The organism is Rickettsia felis URRWXCal2 (assembly GCA_000012145.1).
Classification (GTDB): Bacteria; Pseudomonadota; Alphaproteobacteria; order Rickettsiales; family Rickettsiaceae; genus Rickettsia; species Rickettsia felis.
In genome coordinates this window covers 22014-42417 of the sequence record CP000054.1, presented here as the reverse complement: position 1 = coordinate 42417, position 20404 = coordinate 22014, and the positions used below count along the sequence as shown (strand labels likewise).

The following is a 20404-nucleotide window of genomic DNA, read 5'->3' as shown; positions in this document are numbered from 1 at the left end:
GTATGTATCATGCATCACTTAATTGATCAACTTAAATCTAAAAATAATATTTTCTATATAAGAGCACTAGTACCAATGATCGTGCTTTGTGTTTTATTAATTAGTAAGACAGTTTATGGATATGATACAAAATTAGAGCATTTATGTAAGGCTATCAGTAATAACAATATAGACCTCGTAAAACAGGCTCAACAAAAATCACAATATAATCAACGATGTATCCAAGAGCGTGAAACACCTTTGATATTAGCCATCAGCAACAATAATATTAAAGTAGTACAAATGCTATTAGATTTTGGAGTTGATATAGAACAAGAAGGACGATACGGTGGAGCAGCTCTATATAATGCTATTTGTCATGATACAAATATAGTGAAATTACTAATAAAGCATGGTGCAAATATAAATAAACGCCTATCTGAGGGTAGTAGAGAAACGCCTTTAATAAAAGCTACTAAGTGTTTTGAGAATGGTAGTATCGCTAACACAGAACATATTAAAATATTGCTTAAGTATGGAGCTGATATAAATGCGAAAGATGTAAATGGTATTACAGCATTAAAAATGGCTGAGATGCAAAATGATCAAAGTGCAATCAATTTATTACGTTCCTCTGGCAAAAAGTAATACGACTTAGAACCGATTTAGACAATCTTAACTTCTACAGCTGTAGAAGTTAAGATTTAAGGAGATCGTTAATTTCAGCGATAGACAAACCAGTAATACGAGAAACCTCAGGAATAGAGTAATTATTAGAAAGCATATTTTTAGCTACTTCTATAGTTTTTTCATGCTTTCCTTCATTTCTACCAATCTGCATGCCTTTAGCTTCTCCAATCTGCATGCCTTTTTCTACACCTTGTTGTTCCCAATGATGAGCTAAGCTAGTCATAAGTTTTTCTCCTTGTTCGGTATTAAGACGAGATTTTAATAATTTTTCTAACTCTATTTTATCAGATTTCTCAATCTTAATCAATGTATAGGTTAATATCAGTTCTAGGTAATCAATACCAATATTAAGTTTGGCAAATTCAGGTAATAGATCAGCTACCTCATACCATCTTTTAAGTAAGTCTCTTTCATGGATATGTTTCATGAAGAATTGTAGTATTCCTGCCCAAGCTTTCTTCTTTAATTCTTCATCAGGAATATCATGAACATTTACTACCTTATGGTCTTTAGTCCAAATATCTTGCATTAGTTCTTTATGCTGGCATAGATCCCAGATATTCTTTGGAGCATTATATTTCTTTTTGCCATTGTAGAACACTAATGGATATACAAAAGGCAGATGTTTAGATTTAGGATTAAGAGTTAAATGCCTTGATGCAATATCCGTCATATACTTAAATAGCCTAAAAGCCATGAAGTGATCAGGAGTACTTTGATGCTCTAGTAGAACCCAAAGATATCCAGTATTATCTTTAAACTTAGCTGAGAATAGGATATCAGATATAGAGTGCTTTAGATCTGCTTCAACAAAGCTTTCTTTCTCCATCTTCAGAGTATGAGAAGAGAACATAGCTTTAATTTCTTTTGGCAGATGCATCTCAAAGAACTCTTTGGCAACTAGTGGGTTCTCTAGAGCTTTGCGAATAAGAGCATCATGCCTTGGACGCTCGGAAGTGTTGTGACTATCCAAGTCTACTTGCTCATGGTGACGATTACTTGCTTTAGTGTCGGCTACGCTTACTTCGCTATAATCTTTTGGTATATTTTTGTTATTCATATTGAAAGATATTAACTGCTATTTACCAATTTTCTTATTATTTGTTCCGTCTATTTTTCCAATAGTCGGATAATGTAGCATTACACTGCTATTTTCAACATGCATCGGACCATCATGACGCATTTGAATTCTGCCCGGAAACTTCTTATATACAATATATGATGAAATACAGCAACTAGCTACTAACATTGCAAATGCTGCAGCACATATTATTAATTTCTTTTTAAAACTACCAGCCTCATATTCTGCCATATCGTAACCTGCATGTTTGCGTAGCGTCTCATAGTTAATATTTAACTGAATCGTCCGCTCACCCATTAATACAGAGCTACTATCTAATGTAGTATGCTCCTTAATTAGCGAGAGTCTATTTGATATTCTTCCGGCTATCTCCACTAACTTCTCATCGTGCTGAGCTGATTGCTCCTTAACTATAGTAATCTGCTCTTCTAACTGAGTTTTTCTCTCTTCCGACTTGCTAAAATTCTGCTCACGGACTAAAGCTCTAAGTTCGACCTTGCTTTCCGTAACTAACTTGCTCTCATCTTTCTTAGCAAAAATTAGTTTATTAAATTCCTTTGCATCTTCAGCAGATACCACGCTAGAGTAGCTATCACAAATAACTGAAGCGTAATCTCTTAAAACTTCTTTTTCTAATTTTAACTCCTCAAAGATTTCTTTAAGATTTTCAAAGGTACTTTCTTTTAAACAAATAGCGATGATTTTGCTTTGATGCTTGCTATCAAGCTCCTTGAAGTTAATGCATGCCTTACCATCAATATTAGTGATGCCTTTTATTGCTTTTGGCTCTAGGCTATCTTGTTTACTACTGTATGCACTCTCTGATTTCTCCTCTCTCGCTTCTTTTAAAATATTTTCAATAACATATTTAAAGCTATCTTGCACCTCGCTAAGAGCAATGCTATATGGATCAATCTTTAAATCTTTGATGTTTAAATCTAATTCAAAAGAAGTAGCAGCACTTGTATCGTCTAATTTGATACTCTTTAAATTAGTAGCCTGACTTAGAATTTTGCTATGTAATCTTGTAATATTACCAACAGCTTCGATATCTCTCTTCCATTCACGCATCTTACCGTGGCACTCAAAGACTCACCCCCGTGCTTCTAAATACTCCTTGATGATTAGCTGACTGCCTTCTAAAGTACCACCCTTTCCATAGTCTATTGCAAAGCTATTATTGGCTCTTCTGCTAACTGCAAGAGTTAAGCCGATTAGCCAGTTAGGTATCTCTTCCTTTACTTGAACTGTATATTCTTCCCCTGCAGAATTAATACGCGTCTCATCTCGCATCTCATAGCTGTTAATCTTGAACTGATTTCTAACTTTCTCTACATCACTATCAAGACGCTGATACACTATATTTTCAAGCTCCTCTGCGGACGCATGAAGCTTAACCTCTTCTCTATGACGTGACATGAGCACCAAAAACGCCTCATATCCAATAGAGCGGTCAAAATATACATGCATTCGGTCTACCGTCTCACCTTGTAACTTGTAACCAGTTAATGCGTATCCATGATTTAATTTAATCCTCCACTTATTATTTGCAGCGTCAGAAGCAGTATCAATATTTATTATATCCTTTGAGCCATCTGCTTTATGGACTAATATTTTAAGTAATCCGTCGCCATCACTCTCACCTTTACTACTCGCACCACCACTAAACGATTTAACCGAAGGCTTGACTGATAATATTGTTCCTACTTCTCCATTACTAATCCCGTATCTTAAACTATTCTCTTCAAATACTATTCGGTCGCCTTTCATCAGCGACAGCATTCGCCCGCCACTGCTAATTTGTACTTCAGTTCCCTTTAATGCTCCGCTATGCTTTAGCTCACTTCTTACTCTTGTGTTATCAGCTACCTTCTCGTTCGTATATGCTCCAATTGCTATACTTCTAATCGCTATTAAATCATCTCTCTTAAGATTATCTATCTGCTCAGTATATTCTTTAGCAAATGACGTAACTAAGCTAGTTTTAGCTTCCTGCTCATTATCCTTAATGTTAAATACGTCTAATTTTCTATATATCTCAATGGCTTCCTGCATGGCAAAGCGTCCCATAGCTCTCGTCGCCTGCCTGTACTCTACTCTTTCCTGTCTTCTTACTTCAGTAAGCTTAACTCCTCCTGCAATCTTACGTGCTTTGTTAAACGCTCCAGTCATACCAACAGCTGTAAACTGGTTGTTATCTCCAACAAGTACTAGCTTTGCCTTAGACCTTAAGACCTCGTGAGCTAGATAGTCCATATTAGCAAGCTCAATCATGCTTGCCTCATCAACGATCAATACAGTCTTACTATCAAGTACATCAGAACGTAAAAAGTTCAAAATCGAATCACAACCAATAGATTTTAAATATTCCTCCTCCTCATAATATTTGCTGCTTAAATCTATCTTAAAGTCGCCTCCTTTGGACTCTACGATTTTCTTACGTAGCAAACTCGTATTATCTGCCTTAATTCCAGCATTACGACTTAAAACCTTAGCAGATACACTACTTGGTCCAGTACCTACTACCTTAAATCCTGCCGCTTTGTACTGACGCACTATCTCTTTCATCACAAAAGTCTTACCAGCTCCGGGATTTCCTTCAAGTACACTAATATCAGAGCCACTACAGACTGAGAGGATTGCTTTGATTTGCTCATCACTAAATGCATGCTTCTTGCTGCCAAAAACATTAAGCTTTAAGCCTAAACCACTGCCTAGCTTATCATTAAACTTATTTTGTAGGTTTGCTCCTACTACATTTACTAAATCACCTATTTGTTCCTTAAGACTGTTTCTCTCTCCAATAGTGTTATCTAAAATATTCAGCTTATGTTCGCCTTTAGTATTTAACTCCTCTATAGCAGATACATAACGACGTTCTAGATTTACTCTTGATTTTAGGGAATATAGCGTTCTTCCCATCAAATCTTTCTGATCCATCAACTCTATCTTGTCAGATACAAGTAGCTGATTGTAAAGCCGTAAAAACTCCTCGCCATATTCCTTGTTTAAATGCTCGATAGCTGGGTTGTTAGTGGTCTCTTTTACTTGGCTACTATCTGTATTCTCTGCTCCACCTCCTGCCGCAGTTCCTACTGCATCATTCACTATATTTTGTTCTGTATTTCCATCACCTGCTTGCTCATTTACTAAGCCCTTACCAAATGCTCTAATAGCCTCTTGCTCTTTTGCAATATCACTTCCTTTTGATACTAAATGCACCATTAGAGCGTCAGATAATGCTATAGCTATATCTTCTTTAGTAAACACTGGTTTCGTGTACGAAATGCGACCAAATACTATTTCAGGACTCTCATATATCTTCTTTGCATTCTCAGCTATGATCTCTTTGTTTTTTGCTTCAAGCTCAGTTGCAGGCATATGATGAGCTGGTCCTATATGAAGCTTTGGTATTTGATCTATTCCAAGCGTTTCAAATGACTTAGCTGTTACTCTATATGGTAACCCTGCTTCCTCATATACTTTGTTGATTTCTATCTCGCACCTGTCCCGCAAAAAATATAAAAACTTCGTACTTTCTAATTCTCTATTTTTTGTTTTTCCAAGTACTACTTCGCCATTCTCTAATCGCTCTAATTTTCTAGTTAAATATTGAATATGTACATGTGGATTATCAGGATTATCGTAATGAATATTTACATCACATACAACTCCTCTTGCGACTATATACTCATTCACATATTTTTCTACCAAACTAATATTTAGTTCCTTACTTACTTCACGTGGTAGTGAAAATTCTATTTCTGATGCAGTCCTAGAATCCGCTCTTTTTCTCTTGCTTCTGCTCCGTTCCATAACTGTTCTCTATCTTGTAGCCATGCAGCGTCTTCAAAGCCTTCAGGCACAAATATCTTACTATATATCACTCCTTGCTTTTGTGTAAAATCAAAGGTTATACTTATTTCCTCACCAGTTTCATGACAGGTAGTTTTATATACTAATTTACTAGCAGAAATATATGCAGCTTTAGCAACAGCATTTTGTCCCTTGCTTCTTTGTATATGCGAATGCGTATGCAATTACAAAAAGCAGTAGCCTTTGATCGTAAATCTGACGCTAGAAAAAAGATTATGCTAGGCGGATTATTTGTTAAAGCAGGTCTTGATTACTTACATCCTGATAATGCTCATATTCTTTACGGAATGTTACTTGATTGTAAGGAGCAATTAATCATTAATCCGAAGATTATTGATAAGTGGAAAAGTAAAGGTCAGCAGCTACTTAAAAAAAGTATTTGAGCTGCTTTTTGACTTTAGTGGTTAGAAGAGAGGTCAATATGCCTGTGAGTATTTTTTTTCATATTAGCTGCTAAATATTCTAAGATTTTAATTTGTCCGTAATGTGCTGCTATTGAAAACACAGTATCTAGATTCTCATCATGAAAATTTAGATCTACACCTTGTGATACGAGGTCTAGGACGTTGTAAAAGTCGCCTTGCTTAATTGCTTCTATTAATGTCTGTTCTTTTGTTAAATTCTGCATTTTTTACCTCATTGTAGATTATTGACTAATTGGCTTAATTGTTCTTGTAAATTAACGTACTGTGTACGTAATTCTTTATACTGGGTGCTGCAAATCTTTATTTCTTTGTCGTTATCCTTTTGCATTTCTTCCCATTCTTTTAACTCTTCCTTTGGTATATAGAAAGCTCCATCGTATGAATCGTAATGATAGCTATCGCAAGAAGAGGAGGCAAAATTGTACAATGAATCTAAATAAGAGCTGCATTGTACACTGTTTAAAACAGCACTATAATAATCATTTAGCAAAGTCTTGATTTTTGCTTTATCGTTTAAATTATTGGGTGCACTTATTGATATACATGTTTTATATTGTGTTTTTAATAGGTTAATTTCATCGATCTTCTCTTGGATTTGCTTTTCCTGTGTTTTGTTCAATCTCATATTTCTGAGTTCTTCCTCACAAAACTTAATTTCATATAAAAATATATGTTCGATTATAACTTCACGAAATAATTTTATATCTAGTAATTTAATTATTTCTTCTTGAAACTGTGGTAAACATCCATGAGTAGCTTTAAACATTAAATTACCATTGTTAAACAAAATTGCATCGTATTTATCAGCAATGAACTCTTTTTCTATATTCGTTAAATTACTTATATTTTGATTAATATTTAAGTACATGCCAGCCTCTTTTTTTAAGTTGTTTGAGTCATAGAAATAGAAAAGTGTTTGTTTTTGTCTTCTTTTCATATATAATAGTACCACTTTTCCCTTTACTTATCAAGTATTTAAAATATTTCTCTGTGTATATTTTATAATAAAGTAAGGTATGTGTTTTTCTGCAACATCATTATTTATTGTTATTTGTTTCTTGCGTTCTTTTTTACTTGTAAACTTCTTTATAGCTGTATACAATCCTTAAAATCACTTATTTACAGATATATAGCTACCAACTAAAATGTAAGACATTTTAGTTGGTAGCAGAACTTTCTGCCACGTATGAAACAATTAATTAAAAAGGTGCTCGCATATGCAAATCGTAACCGTTGATCCAAAAGACTGCACTAGATGGAAGTATGCTGATAGAGGTAACTTCGAGTTTGGTGATGTGGTTGAGCTTGCGAGCGACATCAAAAAGAATGGTCAAATAGAGCCTGTACATCTTCGCTATTGCAAACATGACCCAAAGTTCACGTATGAGATCATAGCAGGTAGTAGAAGATGGAAAGCATGCTTAGATGCTGAACTTCCGCTTAGAGCCGTAATTGAGGACGTCACTGACGAACATGCAGCAATCATTCAGATTAAGGAAAACCAAGGTCTTGACATATGCGACTATTCAAAAGGAATGTACTATACAAGATTACTTGCGGATTTAAGTATAACGCAAGGACATCTTGCTAAGAACCTTGGCATATCAAGACAAAAACTTGTTAACTACTTGTATTTCGCTAAGATACCTAAAGAAATATGGGATACTGTCGGTAATGTCACTAAAGTAACATCAAGAACAGCTTGCACCATTTTTTCTCTATCTCAAAAAGGTAGTAAATATATTGAAGCTCTAATAGAATGTGCTGACGATATTAGAAAAGGTATTGGTGCTACCTCTTTAGAGACGCTAATACTTTCTAAAGTTAAGAATGATATTAAAATATTAAGCCACTTTCCTCTAGCTCTTGATGATGGCACTATTGTAGGTACTTGGAAAAATGGAGACTTCAAATTAAATAAAGATCTTAATATCAACAAGGACAAGTTCTTAAAACATATTCTGAAGTTCTTTTGATAGATAAAGAGCAGTAATTACATTGATGAAGCACTATTGGACTAAAGATCATAAATATTATAGATTAACTACTCAAGCTAATTTATTTGGTACTACTGACCTTATATGTAGCTGGGGTTCTTTGCACTCTAATAAAGGCAATTATAAAGTTATCCACTGTAACTCACCATATGATATGGATAAGAATATTAAGCGTATTACTAGGATAAGGAAAGCAAGGGGGTATCAGCATACTCTTCCTATGCAAGAAGTATCTAATACTGCAGGTAAAGATTTTAAATATAACAATCTAGAGCAAATAGCTGACATATTAAGTATCTCAGATCAGTATAAAGTTATTAAGCGATATACAAAACCTAATTTTTACCATTTACCTGATAACACTCCAAAACAAATTGGGATATTTTTGGATACTGAAACTACCGGCTTATCACATGAAAAAGACAAAATACTTGAACTTGGCATGGTAAAATTTGAATATACTGAAGATGGACGTATTTATCAAATAGTCGATGAATTGAATCAGTATCAAGATCCACAACAACCTATACCTTTACGAATCACTGAACTAACAGGTATTACTGATGAAATGGTTCAAGGCAAGGCTATAGATCAAGAAGCAGTTACGCAGTTTCTTGAAAATGTTGATATTATTATTGCACACAATGCTTCATTTGATAGACCGTTTTTTGATAAAATGTTTCTACACTTACCACCTAAAGCTTGGGGATGCTCAAGAGCTGATATTGATTGGAAAGCTGAAAAAATAGAAAGCCATAAACTAGAATATCTTGCTTATAAGTATAATTTCTTTTATGAAGGACATAGAGCTGTAACAGATTGTCTTGCTGGCTTGCATTTACTTGCTCAAACATTGCCTATTGCTAAACAACCAGTATTAAAGCAGTTACTTGTTAATTGCAATAAAACAAGATTTAAGATTTGGGCAAAAAATGCTCCTTATGATACAAAAGACTTACTGAAAGCTAGAGGCTATCGTTGGTCTACTCATCCTCAAGATAACTATAAAGCGTGGATAATTGAAGTATTTGAAGATAATCTTGAAATAGAACTAGCATTTTTACGTTCTGATGTTTATAGCACACCTTATAACATCCCAGTACAAACTATAAATCCTGTTGATAGATTTAGAGTTTAAAAAGAATTAGTCACTTTATTACAATATAATTGTATACATATTAACATAAATAACTATTTCATATAGTGTAGCAACAAAAATTAATTGTCACTGTATATTGAGGATGCCAAGATAAAAAGACATATTACTAAGTATTAATAATTTTTATTAAATAGAGGTTCATTATGGTTAAGAAATCATTATTTTTAATTTTATTATGTATTCCAATATTATCCGGATGTAAATGCTCAAAACATCACAATGCAAAACACCAGTATAATGAGTATAGCAAAACTGCATGTGGCAATCCTCCTCCGCCATGCGTACATCATGAAGCACTTGTGACTCCATATTCAGGTCCTTTAGTAAGTATTGATTGCCCAAAAGAGTCTCTAGGTCATCATTCAAAACATTATAAAAAACACCACAAAAAGCATAATAAAAGCCATGATATGACAGGAGCATTACCGCCAAAATATTTACAAGTTAAGGATTTCAAGGAATGCCTTAGCACAGAGCAAGTATCCACATATACACAATATTGTATGCCGGAACATAAACCAGAGCATTGTCCTTTTAACTCATGGCAGCAGCTAGTGAAATTAGATATGCCTAGATGCAAAGCTTAATTGTTGCATATCACACATTAGTGTCGTGCTGCTTTTCTTCTTTAAGAATTTTATAAACAGCAGCACGGCTTATTTTCATTTCTTTAGCTAGTGCTACCCCTTTAATTCCTTCTGTGTTTAATGCTAATAATTTATGTCTGTCTATAATACGGTTGCGACCAAACTTAATACCTTTTTAGTTTTGGCCTCTAACCTGCCTTCATTAGTTCTTTCAAGTATCCGTGCTCTCTCGGCCTCTGCTATTGCACTTAGGATTGTAATAACCATTTTTCCCGTACTGCCTTCCGTACTAATACCATCATCAAGAAAACGCACAGCTACACCTATATTAGCAAACTGATTAACTAAGTTAATCATATCGGCAGTATCTCTGCCTAAACGATCTAACTTGGTAATCAATATTACATCCCCTTCTTCTACCTTATGCAATAAGTTATTTAGCCCTGCTCTGTCTAAGTTACTACCTGTTGCTTTGTCATGGAATATTCTTGATTCTTTTACCCCAGCATCTTTTAAACGTTTTATCTGTAGGTCTAAAAGTTGCTGATTGGTTGATACCCTAGCATAGCCAAATAATCTCATACTGCTTCTAATATAATGTACAATTTTACAGCTCTATATATCTTCTGTGCTTTTAGAATAGCTTTTGACCAAAAACAATATATAAGCTGGAGTTAAATTAAACCCACTAACATCTTTTTCAGGTCTGCTTCAAATGCAATCAAAGTATCAAAATTACCAAAAACAGCTAAACGGAAACTACAGTAATCAAGAGGCTACTGTGATGCAAACGCAAGCAGTAACGGAAGAGAACTTAAATCAAGACAATAGGATTTGTTACAAAAAAAGACTAGAAGAATTGAACAGAAGGGTTCAAAGCATCGTTGAGAAAAAGAAGCAAGTAGTAAGTACCCAAAACTAAAGAAAAAGAATTAATCAAAGATATAGATGAAAGTAGTAGTATCTACTACTTTCCAAAAAGAATGGTTAGGATTAAGCTTTGAGCAGTTTGTTAAGCTCAGAGATAGAGAGACCTGTAACTTTAGAGATAAAAGCAATGTCAGAGCGAGTCTTCCCGATTAAGTGTGTAAACTTTTCCAAAAGCCTAGATTCTTTCGTCAAATTTTATTAAAAAATGAGCCATAGCCGCATTCCAATTTGGTATGGGCATGGACCATTTTTTGGTCATGTAATCAATTGCCAAATATAAGCTTTTAAAAACAGCATTATCATTTGGAAAAACACGTTTATTTTTTGTGACTTTTCGGAGTTGACTATTAACAGATTCCACAGCATTTGTTGTATAAATTATTTTCCGTATTTCTTCAGGGTATCCTAAGAAAATCATTAAATTATCCCAGTGAACATACCAAGATTTAGCAATTTGAGGATATTGTTTATTCCATTTAGATTCAAAAGCCTCTAAAGCGGAAAGTGCTTCTTTTTCTGTGCTAGTGTATAAATAGGTTTTAAATCACCAGCAAGCTCTTTCCGGTCCTTATATGATACATATCGTAAACTATTTCTAATTTGATGTACAATACATAATTGATGCTCCGTCTTTGGAAAAACAGCACCTATAGCTTCAGACATACCATTAAGGTTATCGCTACATGCTATCAGTATGTCTTGTATACCTCTATTTTTCATCTCAGTAAAATTTCCAAGCCAAAATTTAGCCCCTTCATTCTCACTGATCCATAATCCCAAAATATCTTTCCGCCCTTCTAAATCAATACCTAATGCAACATATACCGATTTATTGATAATCCGTTTATCCTGACGTACTTTTACTATTAAACAATCAAAAAATACTATAGCATATACTGGATCTAATGGACGGCTTTGCCATAGCTTAACATCCTCTATTATATCATCTGTGATTTGGCTAATTAAACTCTCGCTTACATCAGCTCCATATAACTCCTGAAGCTGTAATTTTATATCTGATAAACTCATACCTTTAGCATACAAAGATAGTACTTTATCATCAAAACCATCAAGCCTTCTTTGACGCTTTGCTACTAATGATGGTGCAAAACTGCTATTTCTATCTCTTGGCACTTCAATCTCAACAGCACCATTCTTTGTAATCAGATTCTTTGTGTTATAACCATTACGTGAATTCTGAGCATCACTTTGATTGTACTTGCTATATCCTAAATGATTATTCATCTCAGACTGTAGAGCTCTCTACAAGACGCTTGGTTATTTCTTTTAATAAACCATCTTCCCTGAATAATATTGATACATCTGTATCATTATTGATCAATAAATCTATCGCTTGTTCCATTGCAGCATTTTGTTTCTGTGTCATTGTAATTTCTCTTTTTGTTATATTTTCTTTTATACAACCTTTGAGAAATTTACACACTTATAAATCACCTTGCGTGCCAAGAGCCAAACCTCCTCCAGCTGCTACACCAATAATCAATGAAACATAATCTTTAAATAACTTAACTACGGGCGATATTATCGCATCCCCAACTTGCTTACTTAAATCCCATGCTGCGTTAGCATCTACGGCTATCAATAATGTAGTACCAATTATTGCGGCATATTTTAGTTTGTTAGATTGGTTTTTAATTATATTAATTACTTCTTTAGTCCTCATATTAGCTTTGCTCCTTTTTTGATTAATTGATTACTGATGATTGGTTAAATTAATTACACAAAATACGTAACAAGTTGGATATAGTTGTCTATTGCTGTACTACCGGTTGAATATAGCGACACTAAATAACCACTATTTGTTTCTTTTGTGACTTTTTTTATATTTTTTTCTATGTTTTTGGAATTTTTGTCTTGAAAAGACTTGATATTTTTGAAAATGCGTATTAGCATAGGAATACCTTTATGGTTGGTTAGTTAAAAAAACCGCTCGCGGTTATTTAATTAATTTCATATGTTTTCATTCTCAGTAGGTATATCGGTCGCCAAACTAATAATACTTACTGAGAAGTAACAAATCCTTTCTTAAAATCTTTCAAGAAATTCCACACAATTTTTTTAGTGCTAATAAAAGCTTAACCATCTTTCATCTTGCTTGTCAAGAAGAAATCTAAAATTTATATTACTTTTTTATTTTTATGTCGATAGGTCAGAATTTGCAAAAATTTCTAACACAAAAAATCTCAGACATGAAAATAAAGAAAAAAGACTTTATCATGAAATGCGGTATTAAACAGCCCGTTTTTAACAAAATCTTAGATGGGTCTTTAACCAATCCAAAACTCACTACTATAACGAAACTGGCAGATTTTTGTAATGCTTCCATTGATGAAATATTAGGACGCGCTCCTAAATATTATTCATCAAAAAAACAGACTTTTAACCCGATTAACTCTCACTCTATTACAAATAATCTGCTATCTGTAGTAAAAAATACCATGACAGACCTTGATATTAGTGCATATCAACTAGCGAAAAGAATTCATGTCAGTTCTAATACTTTAAATATGTTCCTAGATCCTAACGTCAGTGCTACGCCCGGTGCTGCTACAACCCTTGCCCTTGCAAACTTTCTTGATGCCTCTATAGATGATATGATCGGTAGAAGACCTCCATCACGCACACAAGAACAAAAGCGAGATATTCCGAATCAACTATCCTCGCTTTTTAAGCAAGACCTTGAGAAGCTTTCTGATATTAAACATTCTGTTAAATCTTCCGCTGCTCAAAATCAAAACATTAAGAAAACTACCTCTATCAAGCACCTAAATAAACACAAAGATGAAGGTAGAAGTCATTGAGCATCTGCTCGTCATTGTTAGATAATTACGCAGCAACAACAGCTGCTTTCTTGTCCAGTCATATCTACCTGTATATTTGCATTATCTTCTATAATAGGCTCTACATAAACAGACCATTTTTTCATTACTGTACCTTGATTCGGTATTGAATCATAATATGAATGCCCTGACTCTGATTTTACTAGATTATCGAAATCCTTCCCACGTGCCATAATTTCTTCCCACATAACGTCTCTATTATAAACCTCTTCTTTATGAAATTTAATACGCTCCATGCATCTTTCTGCTAATACCTTTGTTTCCTCTGGTATCTTTTCATCGCCTACTAGCTCAAGTGTCTTTTCATCACCAAGCTTGACTCCTATAGCCATAGTGAGGTACATGAGGAATTCATTATGGGTTATACCATATCCATTAATTACACTCATTGCTAAGTAAAATGCCGTCTCTTTTACGCCTATAACAAAATTTAAAAATAAATCCCAAGTGGAATCTTTATTTCCATTATCTGATATTTCTCTTAGAATTTCATCAGTTTTATATGCTTCATCTGCCTCGCATTTTCTACGCTCTTCATAATTCGCGAGCATTAATGTAAGATTTTCTTTCCTCACATATTTATTAGATAGGTATGTATTAATACCACTTTGATCATTTTCAGGTATATTCACCCTTTTATATTTAAATTGCATATTTACTCTCTCAATTATTTTTTTATTATATTAGCACCCCGTGCAGCAAATTTTTGTACGCTTGGAGTTTGTGCTGGCGGCTTAATAGTAACATTTCCTACAGATGAAGTGGGACCGGTCACTGATCTACCGGTCATTTTTTGGGCATCCCCTAACCATCCTACATTCTCTATCCCTTTAATTTGTATATTACTTATTACTTCTTTTGCTACACCTCCTAATTTATTTTCACTTACTATATTGAGTGTTTCTTCTAATATATTATGTCGTTTGTTATTGGTTGAAATGTCAGATAAAACTACCTGTGAAGATGTGGTCTCTTTTGATTGAGGCACATCTACTTTATCTCTTTTTTTTGTATTTAACTTATTCTCAAGACCCGCCTTTTTCATCAATTGTTCCATTTCCTCTAAGGCTTTTGGTTCACCTTTTAAATTTTTCATTTCTTCGTATCTATCTCTATTACCTTCAAAATGAATTCTAATACGGTCTTTAACTAAATCAGGGTGTGTATCAACTACTTTTAACAGTTTTTCCCTCTCTAAATCCAATTCAGCTATAGCTGGATTAATATGTTGCTCTAATCTTTCTTTGTATAAACTGATGTTTGCTTCATATTGTTGTTTCTTTTGTAGCAATTCATCATTGCCTGCACGAGTTTGCTCAATTTCTATCTTAGGTGCTAATATATTGAGTTGTTCTTGTTCATGTTCAATTGCATGCTTTAAATCTCTATGTAATTCATGTGTTCTTTTAGCAAAATCAATGTCTTGTTGTGCTTTTCGTTCGACCTCCTCTTTCTCTTCTGTACTACGATACTGTCCACGAGCTAATCTTTTTTGCTCTTCGGTTAAAGAATTAGGATCATTATAAATCTGATCTAAAAACCTATTGTTTGCTATTAATCTCTCTCTTGATTCTTTTTCGATTTTTTCATATTCAGCCCAGTTGTTATCTATTCTTGTTTTTCTTTCTTCGTGCTCCAAATGTTTTCGCACCATCTCAGGATCTTGATGCTCTTGGACTTCTAGATTCTCTGCAGCAATATCAGAATTAACAATCTGCTCCGCAGTTTCTTCTTTTTTAGCAATCGCTGCTTGAATCCCTTTAATTTGTTCTAGCATTTCAGGATTATTCGTACTTGATGCTAGACTTGCTGCAGCACTCGCTAAACGTGCAAGTTCAGCAGGATTTGCAGTAGCGGTAAGTTGAGCCTTAATTGCCCCAAGTACATTCTTAACTTGAGCATCTTCTAATTTTTGTGAAGACTCTCCTTTATCTATTCTAGATAATAACTGTTTTAAGTCCTTATCTACACTATCTGCATCTTGCTTATCCGGTTCTGTAGGAACGTTATTAGCAATAACCTGCTCCTTAGCTTCATTAGGTGTATTACCTGCTTGAACAGCATTCTCTTTTGCTTCTACGCTAACTTTTACTGCTTGCTCGTCCTCTTCCGTGCTCGTATCTTCTCTATTCGCATCAACACTTTCTTCCTTTTTTTGTGTATCGCCTATATTAGTACCCGGTGATGACTGTTCCTTCTTATTATTTGTTTCGTTCTGCTCAACCCCGACAGGATCATTTGTTATGCCTTCTGCCTTCGGGGCTTGATTAAATTCACTATTTATCTGAGAAGTATTTTGCTCATCTGCTATATTAGCATTTGATGGCGAGGTAACTGCCTCCGGTGTTAAAGTATCGTGATTGATGCTAGTATTTTCTTTTTGATCCTGCTTATTATTGCTGTTGTTATCATTCAGTTGTGTTTTTTCATTATTTACATTTTTATCATCTTGTCCATCTTTACTCATAAAACCTCAATTATATTCTAATCTTTTGTTGCTAAAATGCTTTACTACTTCTTTATTACTTAACTTATGTTTATACAAAAACTTTAATTGTACAGGGTAACTCTGTCAATTCTTTTTATCTTTCTTCTGTTTAGGAAATTGCAATACTTTGCCCATATTTTCCTTTGGTGTTTTTTGTTTAGTATTTTTATTAGATACTTTAGTATCAAATACTATCCTTAGTATCTCACTAGTATTTGATACTGTATGTATTATTAGTGCTTGCTTAATTTCCTCAGGTATTTCGGCTAAGTCACGCTCGTTATCCTTAGGGATGATGACTTCCTTAATACCTTCTCTTACTGCAGCTGTTAGCTTTTCTTTAAGCCCCCCTATCTCAAGCACTCTACCCTTTAATGTAATCTCACCAGTCATTGCTATATCTTGTCTGATCTTCTTGTTACTAAGTAGTGAGTAAAGAGCCGTATATATAGTGATGCCCGCAGATGGTCCGTTTTTAGGCGTTGCTCCTGCTGGCAGATGTATATGTATGTCATGAGTCTTTAATATGTCATCGTTGATTTCTTTAGTTTTAGAATCTATGCTTGATTTTAAACAGGTCATCGCAGCATCTATTGATTCTTTTAATACTTCTCCTAGTTTGCCTGTTGCTTTAATCTTTCCGTCACCTTTGTATTTTGAAGCTTCTATTTTAATTAAATCGCCTCCCCTTGCTGTATGAGCAAGACCGTTGATCATACCAATAGTAACTTCATCATCTTGTAGTTTTTGTTTGTGATATTTAGAGTGCTTGAAATATTCTTCTATAGTTTCCTTATTTAAGGTGATTTGCTCCTTTCTTGCTTCTGCTAAGAGAGATTTTTGTAATAGCTCTTTTATTTTTCGCTCTATATCTCTTACGCCTGATTCCCAAGTATAATTCTCGATGATGTACCTAATCAGTTCGTTTGAGAGGGTGAATTTGTTGCTTGGAACATTTGCCTCTTTCATTAGCTTTGGTATGATGTAATCTTGTGTGATTTTAACTTTTTCATTATCGGTATAACCACTAATATCAATTACTTCCATACGATGTAATAGTGGATATGATATATTATCGATTGAGTTTGCTGTGGCGATGAAAAATACTTTTGACATGTCATAGCCAAAATCAAAGTAATCATCAGTAAAGCTATCATTTTGTGATGGATCTATTAACTGTAGTAATGCTCCTTCAAGTAACGCCCCTCTTTCTTGACTGATTTTATCTATTTCGTCTAAAATCATTACGGGATTGCTACTACCTACTTCAGAAAGTAGTGACAGTACTTTACCGGGTCTTGCACCCATATAGAAATCCATACACCCCCTGATCAAGTCCTCATCTCTTGCTCCAGCAAGTGATAATGTTACGCTTTTGCGGTTTAGTGCTTTTGATATTATTTTAGCAATTGATGTTTTTCCAACTCCAGGAGCATCAACTAAACATAGTATTGGAGGTTTGGCATTCTGAGAGTTTGCCATGAATGCTAAAGCTTCTATAATCTTCTGTTTAATGCTCTCAAGACCATATTGATTTTCGTTTAGCACTTTCTCAGCTTCGATAATATCAATAGATGCTTTATCATACTTGCCCCATGGAAGTCTGAAAAGATAGTTTAGATATTTTTCTGTGTAGCTTCTATCTCCGTCATTACTACCCTGACTGCCTTTAAGGCGTGCTATTTTCTGCTCAGCTACCTTTCCAACATTTGAAGGCAGCGGTGTATTTGATAATAGTACTTCAAAATCTTTGTCACTTGCTTGACGTGCTATAGCTTGTAGTGCCTCCTTTTTATTATTTAATGCGTGCTGAAAATTAGGATCTAGCTTTATAGCTTTGTTATATTCTTTTATCGCTTCCTCGTATCTCTTAAGATTATGGAGTATATCGCCCTTACAACGATAAGCATCTGCATAATCAGGCTTTAGTGCTATCGCCTTATTGTAGCAGCTAATAGCGTCGTTATGTTTTTCTAAACTGGCTAAAGCATAACCTTTTTCATTATAAGCTTCAGCATAATCAGGCTTTAGCTCTATCGCCCTATTGAAAGCTTTAATTGCCTCTTCTGCCCGCTCTAACTTTAAAAGTGCTTTTCCTTTATGATGGTAATACATAGAACGGGTAATAATATTACTTGCTTCCTCGAAAGATATTAATGCCTCTTCATATTCCCCATTCCCATACAACCTCTGACCTTGCCTAAAATAATGTTCTGCATCATTTTTAGGTCTAATGAATTTCTCAAGTAAGTTTATTATCGGTTCGTACCCTTCTATTAACTTCTCATCTTTAATTTTTGTTTTTTCATCTATAGTCCGCACTAATAACTCGCTCAGTGCCACTATGCCATTTTTATATACTTTGAAGTTAAAGAGATTGGTATGATCTTCACGAGGTATATTATCAATGCCATCTGTTTTCATGACTTTATTACATAGTTCAAGAGCTAATACATAACTCTTCATATTTTTACGACGTATCTTTACTTCTTCCACTTCAGCTATATTCTCTTGATATTCTACATTTTTCATACAACACCTATTTTCTAAGTATTAATTTAAGATTAATTCTTTATGTTCTTATTGGCAATGTTAAGGCAGGTAATACCTACCTCTTTGCCTTACGACTGTTTTATTTTTGTTATTTTCTTAAATGTTTTTTATTGTTGGTCTAGAGACTCACCTTCAGCTTTAAAACTCCTTGATGACTCTTAAATCGCCTTTGCCTTTGCTGGTCGTACAATAGCTCTAGCTTAATGTTCTGACTAGCTGCTATTAATCCGACTCCAGCATTAAGACTCGTCCTTTCGTTTTGAGCATTAGCTGATATGGTACCAGTGCCGATAGTTTGCTTGGACTCGTAGTACGTTAAAGTGAAAGGATGGCTTGTGCCCCTGCTACCTATTTTTCTCTCTACCGAAAAATGTACCGTTGGTGTTATTGATATTGCCCGTGGAGTACTACCATTTAGTTTAATAGGAGCAAATATTACTCTGCTACCTATCTCACCGCTTAAGGCTTGGTAACTCTTTTTAGCACTCTCTATAGACAGGTTACTTGCTATTTGCTCTTGGTAAGCGTTTGCTTTCTCATATTCGTATCTCAACCCAATATGAGGTATTAGCGTTACTGCTTTGGGTAACTCTACTCTGTAGTTAAGATGAGGCTCAAAACTCAATAACTTTGATCTTGCTTTCCTGCCTTTACTAAGTCCTGCTGAACCTATGACCGAAACGCTCATATTACGGCTTACTGGACTTAAGCCGTATAGACTAAATATATGAGTATCATATTTAGCTCTGTTACTTGCGGTACTGCTTCGTAAATCACTTGACCCGCCTTGATCTTGATATTTAACACGGCTACTAAATTTGCTAAAATTAGCACCGAGTAGTAAGTCATTTTCAAGGTTAAGCTCTAGCCCAATAGTGCCTCCAGCTATTTTGCTACTATAGCCATTTAAGTCTGCTTTAGATTTTTGTTTGTTGCTGCCAAGCGTGCCACTACTCCATATGTGATATCCAATGATTCTAGCAAGAATGTCTGTGCCATCTTCCCCTGCAGATACAGGAGATATTAATATATCCCTCACAAACATACGGTGTCTGATCTGTTTACTGGATATTTTGTTAGCCTCTCGTGCTTGGTTATGTGACGCTACTGCAATGGTCGCTTTTTTAAGCAACTCTTCTTTATCTTTAGCAGTCGATTGTTCTTGTGGCTCAGTGCTTACGGTACCACCTAAGTTAGTAGATATATCTTTAGATAAACTATCTTCTTCGTCCACCTCATCTAGTATCTCAAAATCGCTCTCCGTGGTACTCTCTTCTTGTTGCTCTTCTTTAAAACCACTACTGTCTGCTGCAAAACTTACTTCATTAATGCTATCATTACTTGCAACAGCTGATGATTGCCTTGATACTTGCAACTCTCTTATGCTGTCAAGTTCCGCTCTATCCTCTTCAATCGCAGGTGGTGAAATTGGTATCCCGTCCTCGTCGCCACTATCCTCAGAATATTCGCTACCACTACTTGTATACAGTGTCATATCCATCAGTATCTGAAATACTATCCTCACCACTCCAATCATCATCGTCCCCACAACTAGAACCGCTATAACCGCTATCTTCTATCGCTTCATCTAGCATTTTTATTACTTTCTTTTCTTCCTCGCCTAATGAATCAGCTTCTGAAATATGTAAGTCTTCTAAACTACTAAGCACTGATAGCGGTGGTGCTGTTGGCTCTATTTGCTTCGGCATACTAAATTCAGCTTCAAAAGCCGCACCTATCAGGGTATCAGGGTCTTGCCAAGGTTCTGAGTACTCCGT

General features: G+C 34.8%; 19 protein-coding genes and 3 pseudogenes. 7 read left to right on the top strand and 15 right to left on the bottom strand.

Annotated elements, in window-relative coordinates:
- Positions 1–9: 9 nt before the first annotated feature.
- Entirely contained in the window at positions 10–627 is a 618-nt protein-coding gene (locus RF_RS07630) for an ankyrin repeat domain-containing protein (RefSeq protein ID WP_011271737.1), read from the top strand.
- 49 nt (positions 628–676) lie between these two features.
- Here RF_RS07630 and RF_RS07625 read toward each other — a convergent pair whose 3' ends face one another.
- From RF_RS07625 to RF_RS11800, 4 genes and pseudogenes are all read right to left on the bottom strand, one after another.
- Complete coding sequence (locus RF_RS07625) at positions 677–1729, bottom strand: Rpn family recombination-promoting nuclease/putative transposase (protein ID WP_011271736.1); 1053 nt, start codon at positions 1727–1729, stop codon at positions 677–679.
- An 18-nt stretch (positions 1730–1747) separates the two neighbouring features.
- Positions 1748–2821 carry a hypothetical protein gene (locus tag RF_RS11810; RefSeq protein ID WP_011271735.1) on the bottom strand — a complete coding sequence of 358 codons (1074 nt, stop codon included), beginning with the start codon at positions 2819–2821 and terminating at the stop codon, positions 1748–1750.
- A gap of 21 nt (positions 2822–2842) precedes the next feature.
- Positions 2843–4672 carry an AAA family ATPase gene (locus tag RF_RS11805; protein WP_235364378.1) on the bottom strand — a complete coding sequence of 610 codons (1830 nt, stop codon included), beginning with the start codon at positions 4670–4672 and terminating at the stop codon, positions 2843–2845.
- Positions 4673–5194: 522 nt separating this feature from the next.
- Positions 5195–5790: pseudogene (locus tag RF_RS11800) on the bottom strand (MobA/MobL family protein); the annotation flags it as partial.
- On the opposite strand from RF_RS11800, the gene RF_RS07610 reads away from it, so the two are divergent.
- A complete protein-coding gene (locus tag RF_RS07610; RefSeq protein WP_039595279.1) occupies positions 5785–6009 on the top strand; it encodes a conjugal transfer protein TraD in 225 nt (74 codons plus the stop codon). The pseudogene RF_RS11800 and the gene RF_RS07610 sit on opposite strands and share 6 nt — an antisense overlap.
- Before the next feature lie 14 nt (positions 6010–6023).
- Here the strand turns inward: RF_RS07610 and RF_RS07605 are convergent, their stop codons facing one another.
- The 3 genes from RF_RS07605 to RF_RS11795 form a co-directional block, all read right to left on the bottom strand.
- Complete coding sequence (locus tag RF_RS07605) at positions 6024–6254, bottom strand: ankyrin repeat domain-containing protein (RefSeq protein WP_039595268.1); 231 nt, start codon at positions 6252–6254, stop codon at positions 6024–6026.
- Between the two features lie 8 nt (positions 6255–6262).
- Entirely contained in the window at positions 6263–6919 is a 657-nt protein-coding gene (locus tag RF_RS07600) for a hypothetical protein (RefSeq protein ID WP_039595607.1), read from the bottom strand.
- A gap of 99 nt (positions 6920–7018) precedes the next feature.
- The gene (locus RF_RS11795; RefSeq protein ID WP_268747343.1) at positions 7019–7153 is read right to left on the bottom strand and encodes a hypothetical protein; all 135 of its coding nucleotides are present in this window, start codon (positions 7151–7153) and stop codon (positions 7019–7021) included.
- A gap of 115 nt (positions 7154–7268) precedes the next feature.
- Between RF_RS11795 and RF_RS07595 the strand changes: the two genes are divergently transcribed.
- The 3 genes from RF_RS07595 to RF_RS10755 all read left to right on the top strand — a co-directional run bounded on the left by RF_RS07595 (position 7269) and on the right by RF_RS10755 (position 9794).
- Positions 7269–8027 (top strand): ParB/RepB/Spo0J family partition protein, encoded by a 759-nt coding sequence (locus RF_RS07595; RefSeq protein WP_011271730.1) that lies wholly within the window; start codon positions 7269–7271, stop codon positions 8025–8027.
- A 25-nt stretch (positions 8028–8052) separates the two neighbouring features.
- Positions 8053–9186, top strand: coding sequence for a 3'-5' exonuclease (locus RF_RS07590; protein WP_011271729.1), 1134 nt, complete (start codon positions 8053–8055; stop codon positions 9184–9186).
- Between the two features lie 164 nt (positions 9187–9350).
- Positions 9351–9794 carry a hypothetical protein gene (locus RF_RS10755; protein ID WP_011271728.1) on the top strand — a complete coding sequence of 148 codons (444 nt, stop codon included), beginning with the start codon at positions 9351–9353 and terminating at the stop codon, positions 9792–9794.
- Positions 9795–9804: 10 nt separating this feature from the next.
- On the opposite strand, the pseudogene RF_RS07580 reads toward RF_RS10755, so the two are convergent.
- Positions 9805–10376, bottom strand: a pseudogene (locus RF_RS07580) (recombinase family protein).
- Positions 10377–10742: 366 nt separating this feature from the next.
- Here RF_RS07580 and RF_RS11790 point away from each other — a divergent pair.
- Positions 10743–10877 (top strand): hypothetical protein, encoded by a 135-nt coding sequence (locus RF_RS11790; protein ID WP_268747342.1) that lies wholly within the window; start codon positions 10743–10745, stop codon positions 10875–10877.
- Positions 10878–10899: 22 nt separating this feature from the next.
- Here the strand turns inward: RF_RS11790 and RF_RS12120 are convergent.
- Positions 10900–12111: pseudogene (locus RF_RS12120) on the bottom strand (IS256 family transposase).
- A 57-nt stretch (positions 12112–12168) separates the two neighbouring features.
- Positions 12169–12408 (bottom strand): hypothetical protein, encoded by a 240-nt coding sequence (locus RF_RS07565; protein ID WP_039595277.1) that lies wholly within the window; start codon positions 12406–12408, stop codon positions 12169–12171.
- Positions 12409–12901: 493 nt separating this feature from the next.
- Here RF_RS07565 and RF_RS07560 point away from each other — a divergent pair, with 493 nt between their 5' ends.
- On the top strand, positions 12902–13546 hold the full coding sequence (locus RF_RS07560; RefSeq protein ID WP_187145868.1) for a helix-turn-helix domain-containing protein: 645 nt from the start codon (positions 12902–12904) through the stop codon (positions 13544–13546).
- 17 nt (positions 13547–13563) lie between these two features.
- Here RF_RS07560 and RF_RS10750 read toward each other — a convergent pair whose 3' ends face one another.
- From RF_RS10750 to RF_RS07535, 5 genes are all read right to left on the bottom strand, one after another.
- Positions 13564–14238 (bottom strand): hypothetical protein, encoded by a 675-nt coding sequence (locus RF_RS10750; protein ID WP_011271725.1) that lies wholly within the window; start codon positions 14236–14238, stop codon positions 13564–13566.
- Positions 14239–14252: 14 nt separating this feature from the next.
- Positions 14253–16052 (bottom strand): putative sodium/potassium/calcium exchanger, encoded by a 1800-nt coding sequence (locus RF_RS08265; protein WP_011271724.1) that lies wholly within the window; start codon positions 16050–16052, stop codon positions 14253–14255.
- Between the two features lie 105 nt (positions 16053–16157).
- The gene (locus tag RF_RS07545) at positions 16158–18605 is read right to left on the bottom strand and encodes a S16 family serine protease (protein WP_011271723.1); all 2448 of its coding nucleotides are present in this window, start codon (positions 18603–18605) and stop codon (positions 16158–16160) included.
- Between the two features lie 139 nt (positions 18606–18744).
- Positions 18745–20121, bottom strand: coding sequence for an autotransporter outer membrane beta-barrel domain-containing protein (locus RF_RS07540; RefSeq protein WP_041405374.1), 1377 nt, complete (start codon positions 20119–20121; stop codon positions 18745–18747).
- A complete protein-coding gene (locus RF_RS07535; RefSeq protein ID WP_041405373.1) occupies positions 20102–20335 on the bottom strand; it encodes a hypothetical protein in 234 nt (77 codons plus the stop codon). The genes RF_RS07540 and RF_RS07535 overlap by 20 nt, the downstream gene beginning before the upstream one ends.
- Between the last annotated feature and the right edge of the window lie 69 nt (positions 20336–20404).

Bases quoted from the DNA above. Each gene is read 5' to 3' on its own strand.
- RF_RS07630 (WP_011271737.1), top strand. From the start codon at position 10: ATGCATCACTTAATTGATCAACTTAAATCTAAAAATAATATTTTCTAT.
- RF_RS07625 (WP_011271736.1), bottom strand. From the start codon at position 1,729: ATGAATAACAAAAATATACCAAAAGATTATAGCGAAGTAAGCGTAGCC.
- RF_RS11810 (WP_011271735.1), bottom strand. From the start codon at position 2,821: ATGCGTGAATGGAAGAGAGATATCGAAGCTGTTGGTAATATTACAAGA.
- RF_RS11805 (WP_235364378.1), bottom strand. From the start codon at position 4,672: ATGGGAAGAACGCTATATTCCCTAAAATCAAGAGTAAATCTAGAACGT.
- RF_RS07610 (WP_039595279.1), top strand. From the start codon at position 5,785: ATGCAATTACAAAAAGCAGTAGCCTTTGATCGTAAATCTGACGCTAGA.
- RF_RS07605 (WP_039595268.1), bottom strand. From the start codon at position 6,254: ATGCAGAATTTAACAAAAGAACAGACATTAATAGAAGCAATTAAGCAA.
- RF_RS07600 (WP_039595607.1), bottom strand. From the start codon at position 6,919: ATGTACTTAAATATTAATCAAAATATAAGTAATTTAACGAATATAGAA.
- RF_RS07595 (WP_011271730.1), top strand. From the start codon at position 7,269: ATGCAAATCGTAACCGTTGATCCAAAAGACTGCACTAGATGGAAGTAT.
- RF_RS07590 (WP_011271729.1), top strand. From the start codon at position 8,053: ATGAAGCACTATTGGACTAAAGATCATAAATATTATAGATTAACTACT.
- RF_RS10755 (WP_011271728.1), top strand. From the start codon at position 9,351: ATGGTTAAGAAATCATTATTTTTAATTTTATTATGTATTCCAATATTA.
- RF_RS11790 (WP_268747342.1), top strand. From the start codon at position 10,743: ATGAAAGTAGTAGTATCTACTACTTTCCAAAAAGAATGGTTAGGATTA.
- RF_RS07565 (WP_039595277.1), bottom strand. From the start codon at position 12,408: ATGAGGACTAAAGAAGTAATTAATATAATTAAAAACCAATCTAACAAA.
- RF_RS10750 (WP_011271725.1), bottom strand. From the start codon at position 14,238: ATGCAATTTAAATATAAAAGGGTGAATATACCTGAAAATGATCAAAGT.
- RF_RS08265 (WP_011271724.1), bottom strand. From the start codon at position 16,052: ATGAGTAAAGATGGACAAGATGATAAAAATGTAAATAATGAAAAAACA.
- RF_RS07545 (WP_011271723.1), bottom strand. From the start codon at position 18,605: ATGAAAAATGTAGAATATCAAGAGAATATAGCTGAAGTGGAAGAAGTA.
- RF_RS07540 (WP_041405374.1), bottom strand. From the start codon at position 20,121: ATGACACTGTATACAAGTAGTGGTAGCGAATATTCTGAGGATAGTGGC.
- RF_RS07535 (WP_041405373.1), bottom strand. From the start codon at position 20,335: ATGCCGAAGCAAATAGAGCCAACAGCACCACCGCTATCAGTGCTTAGT.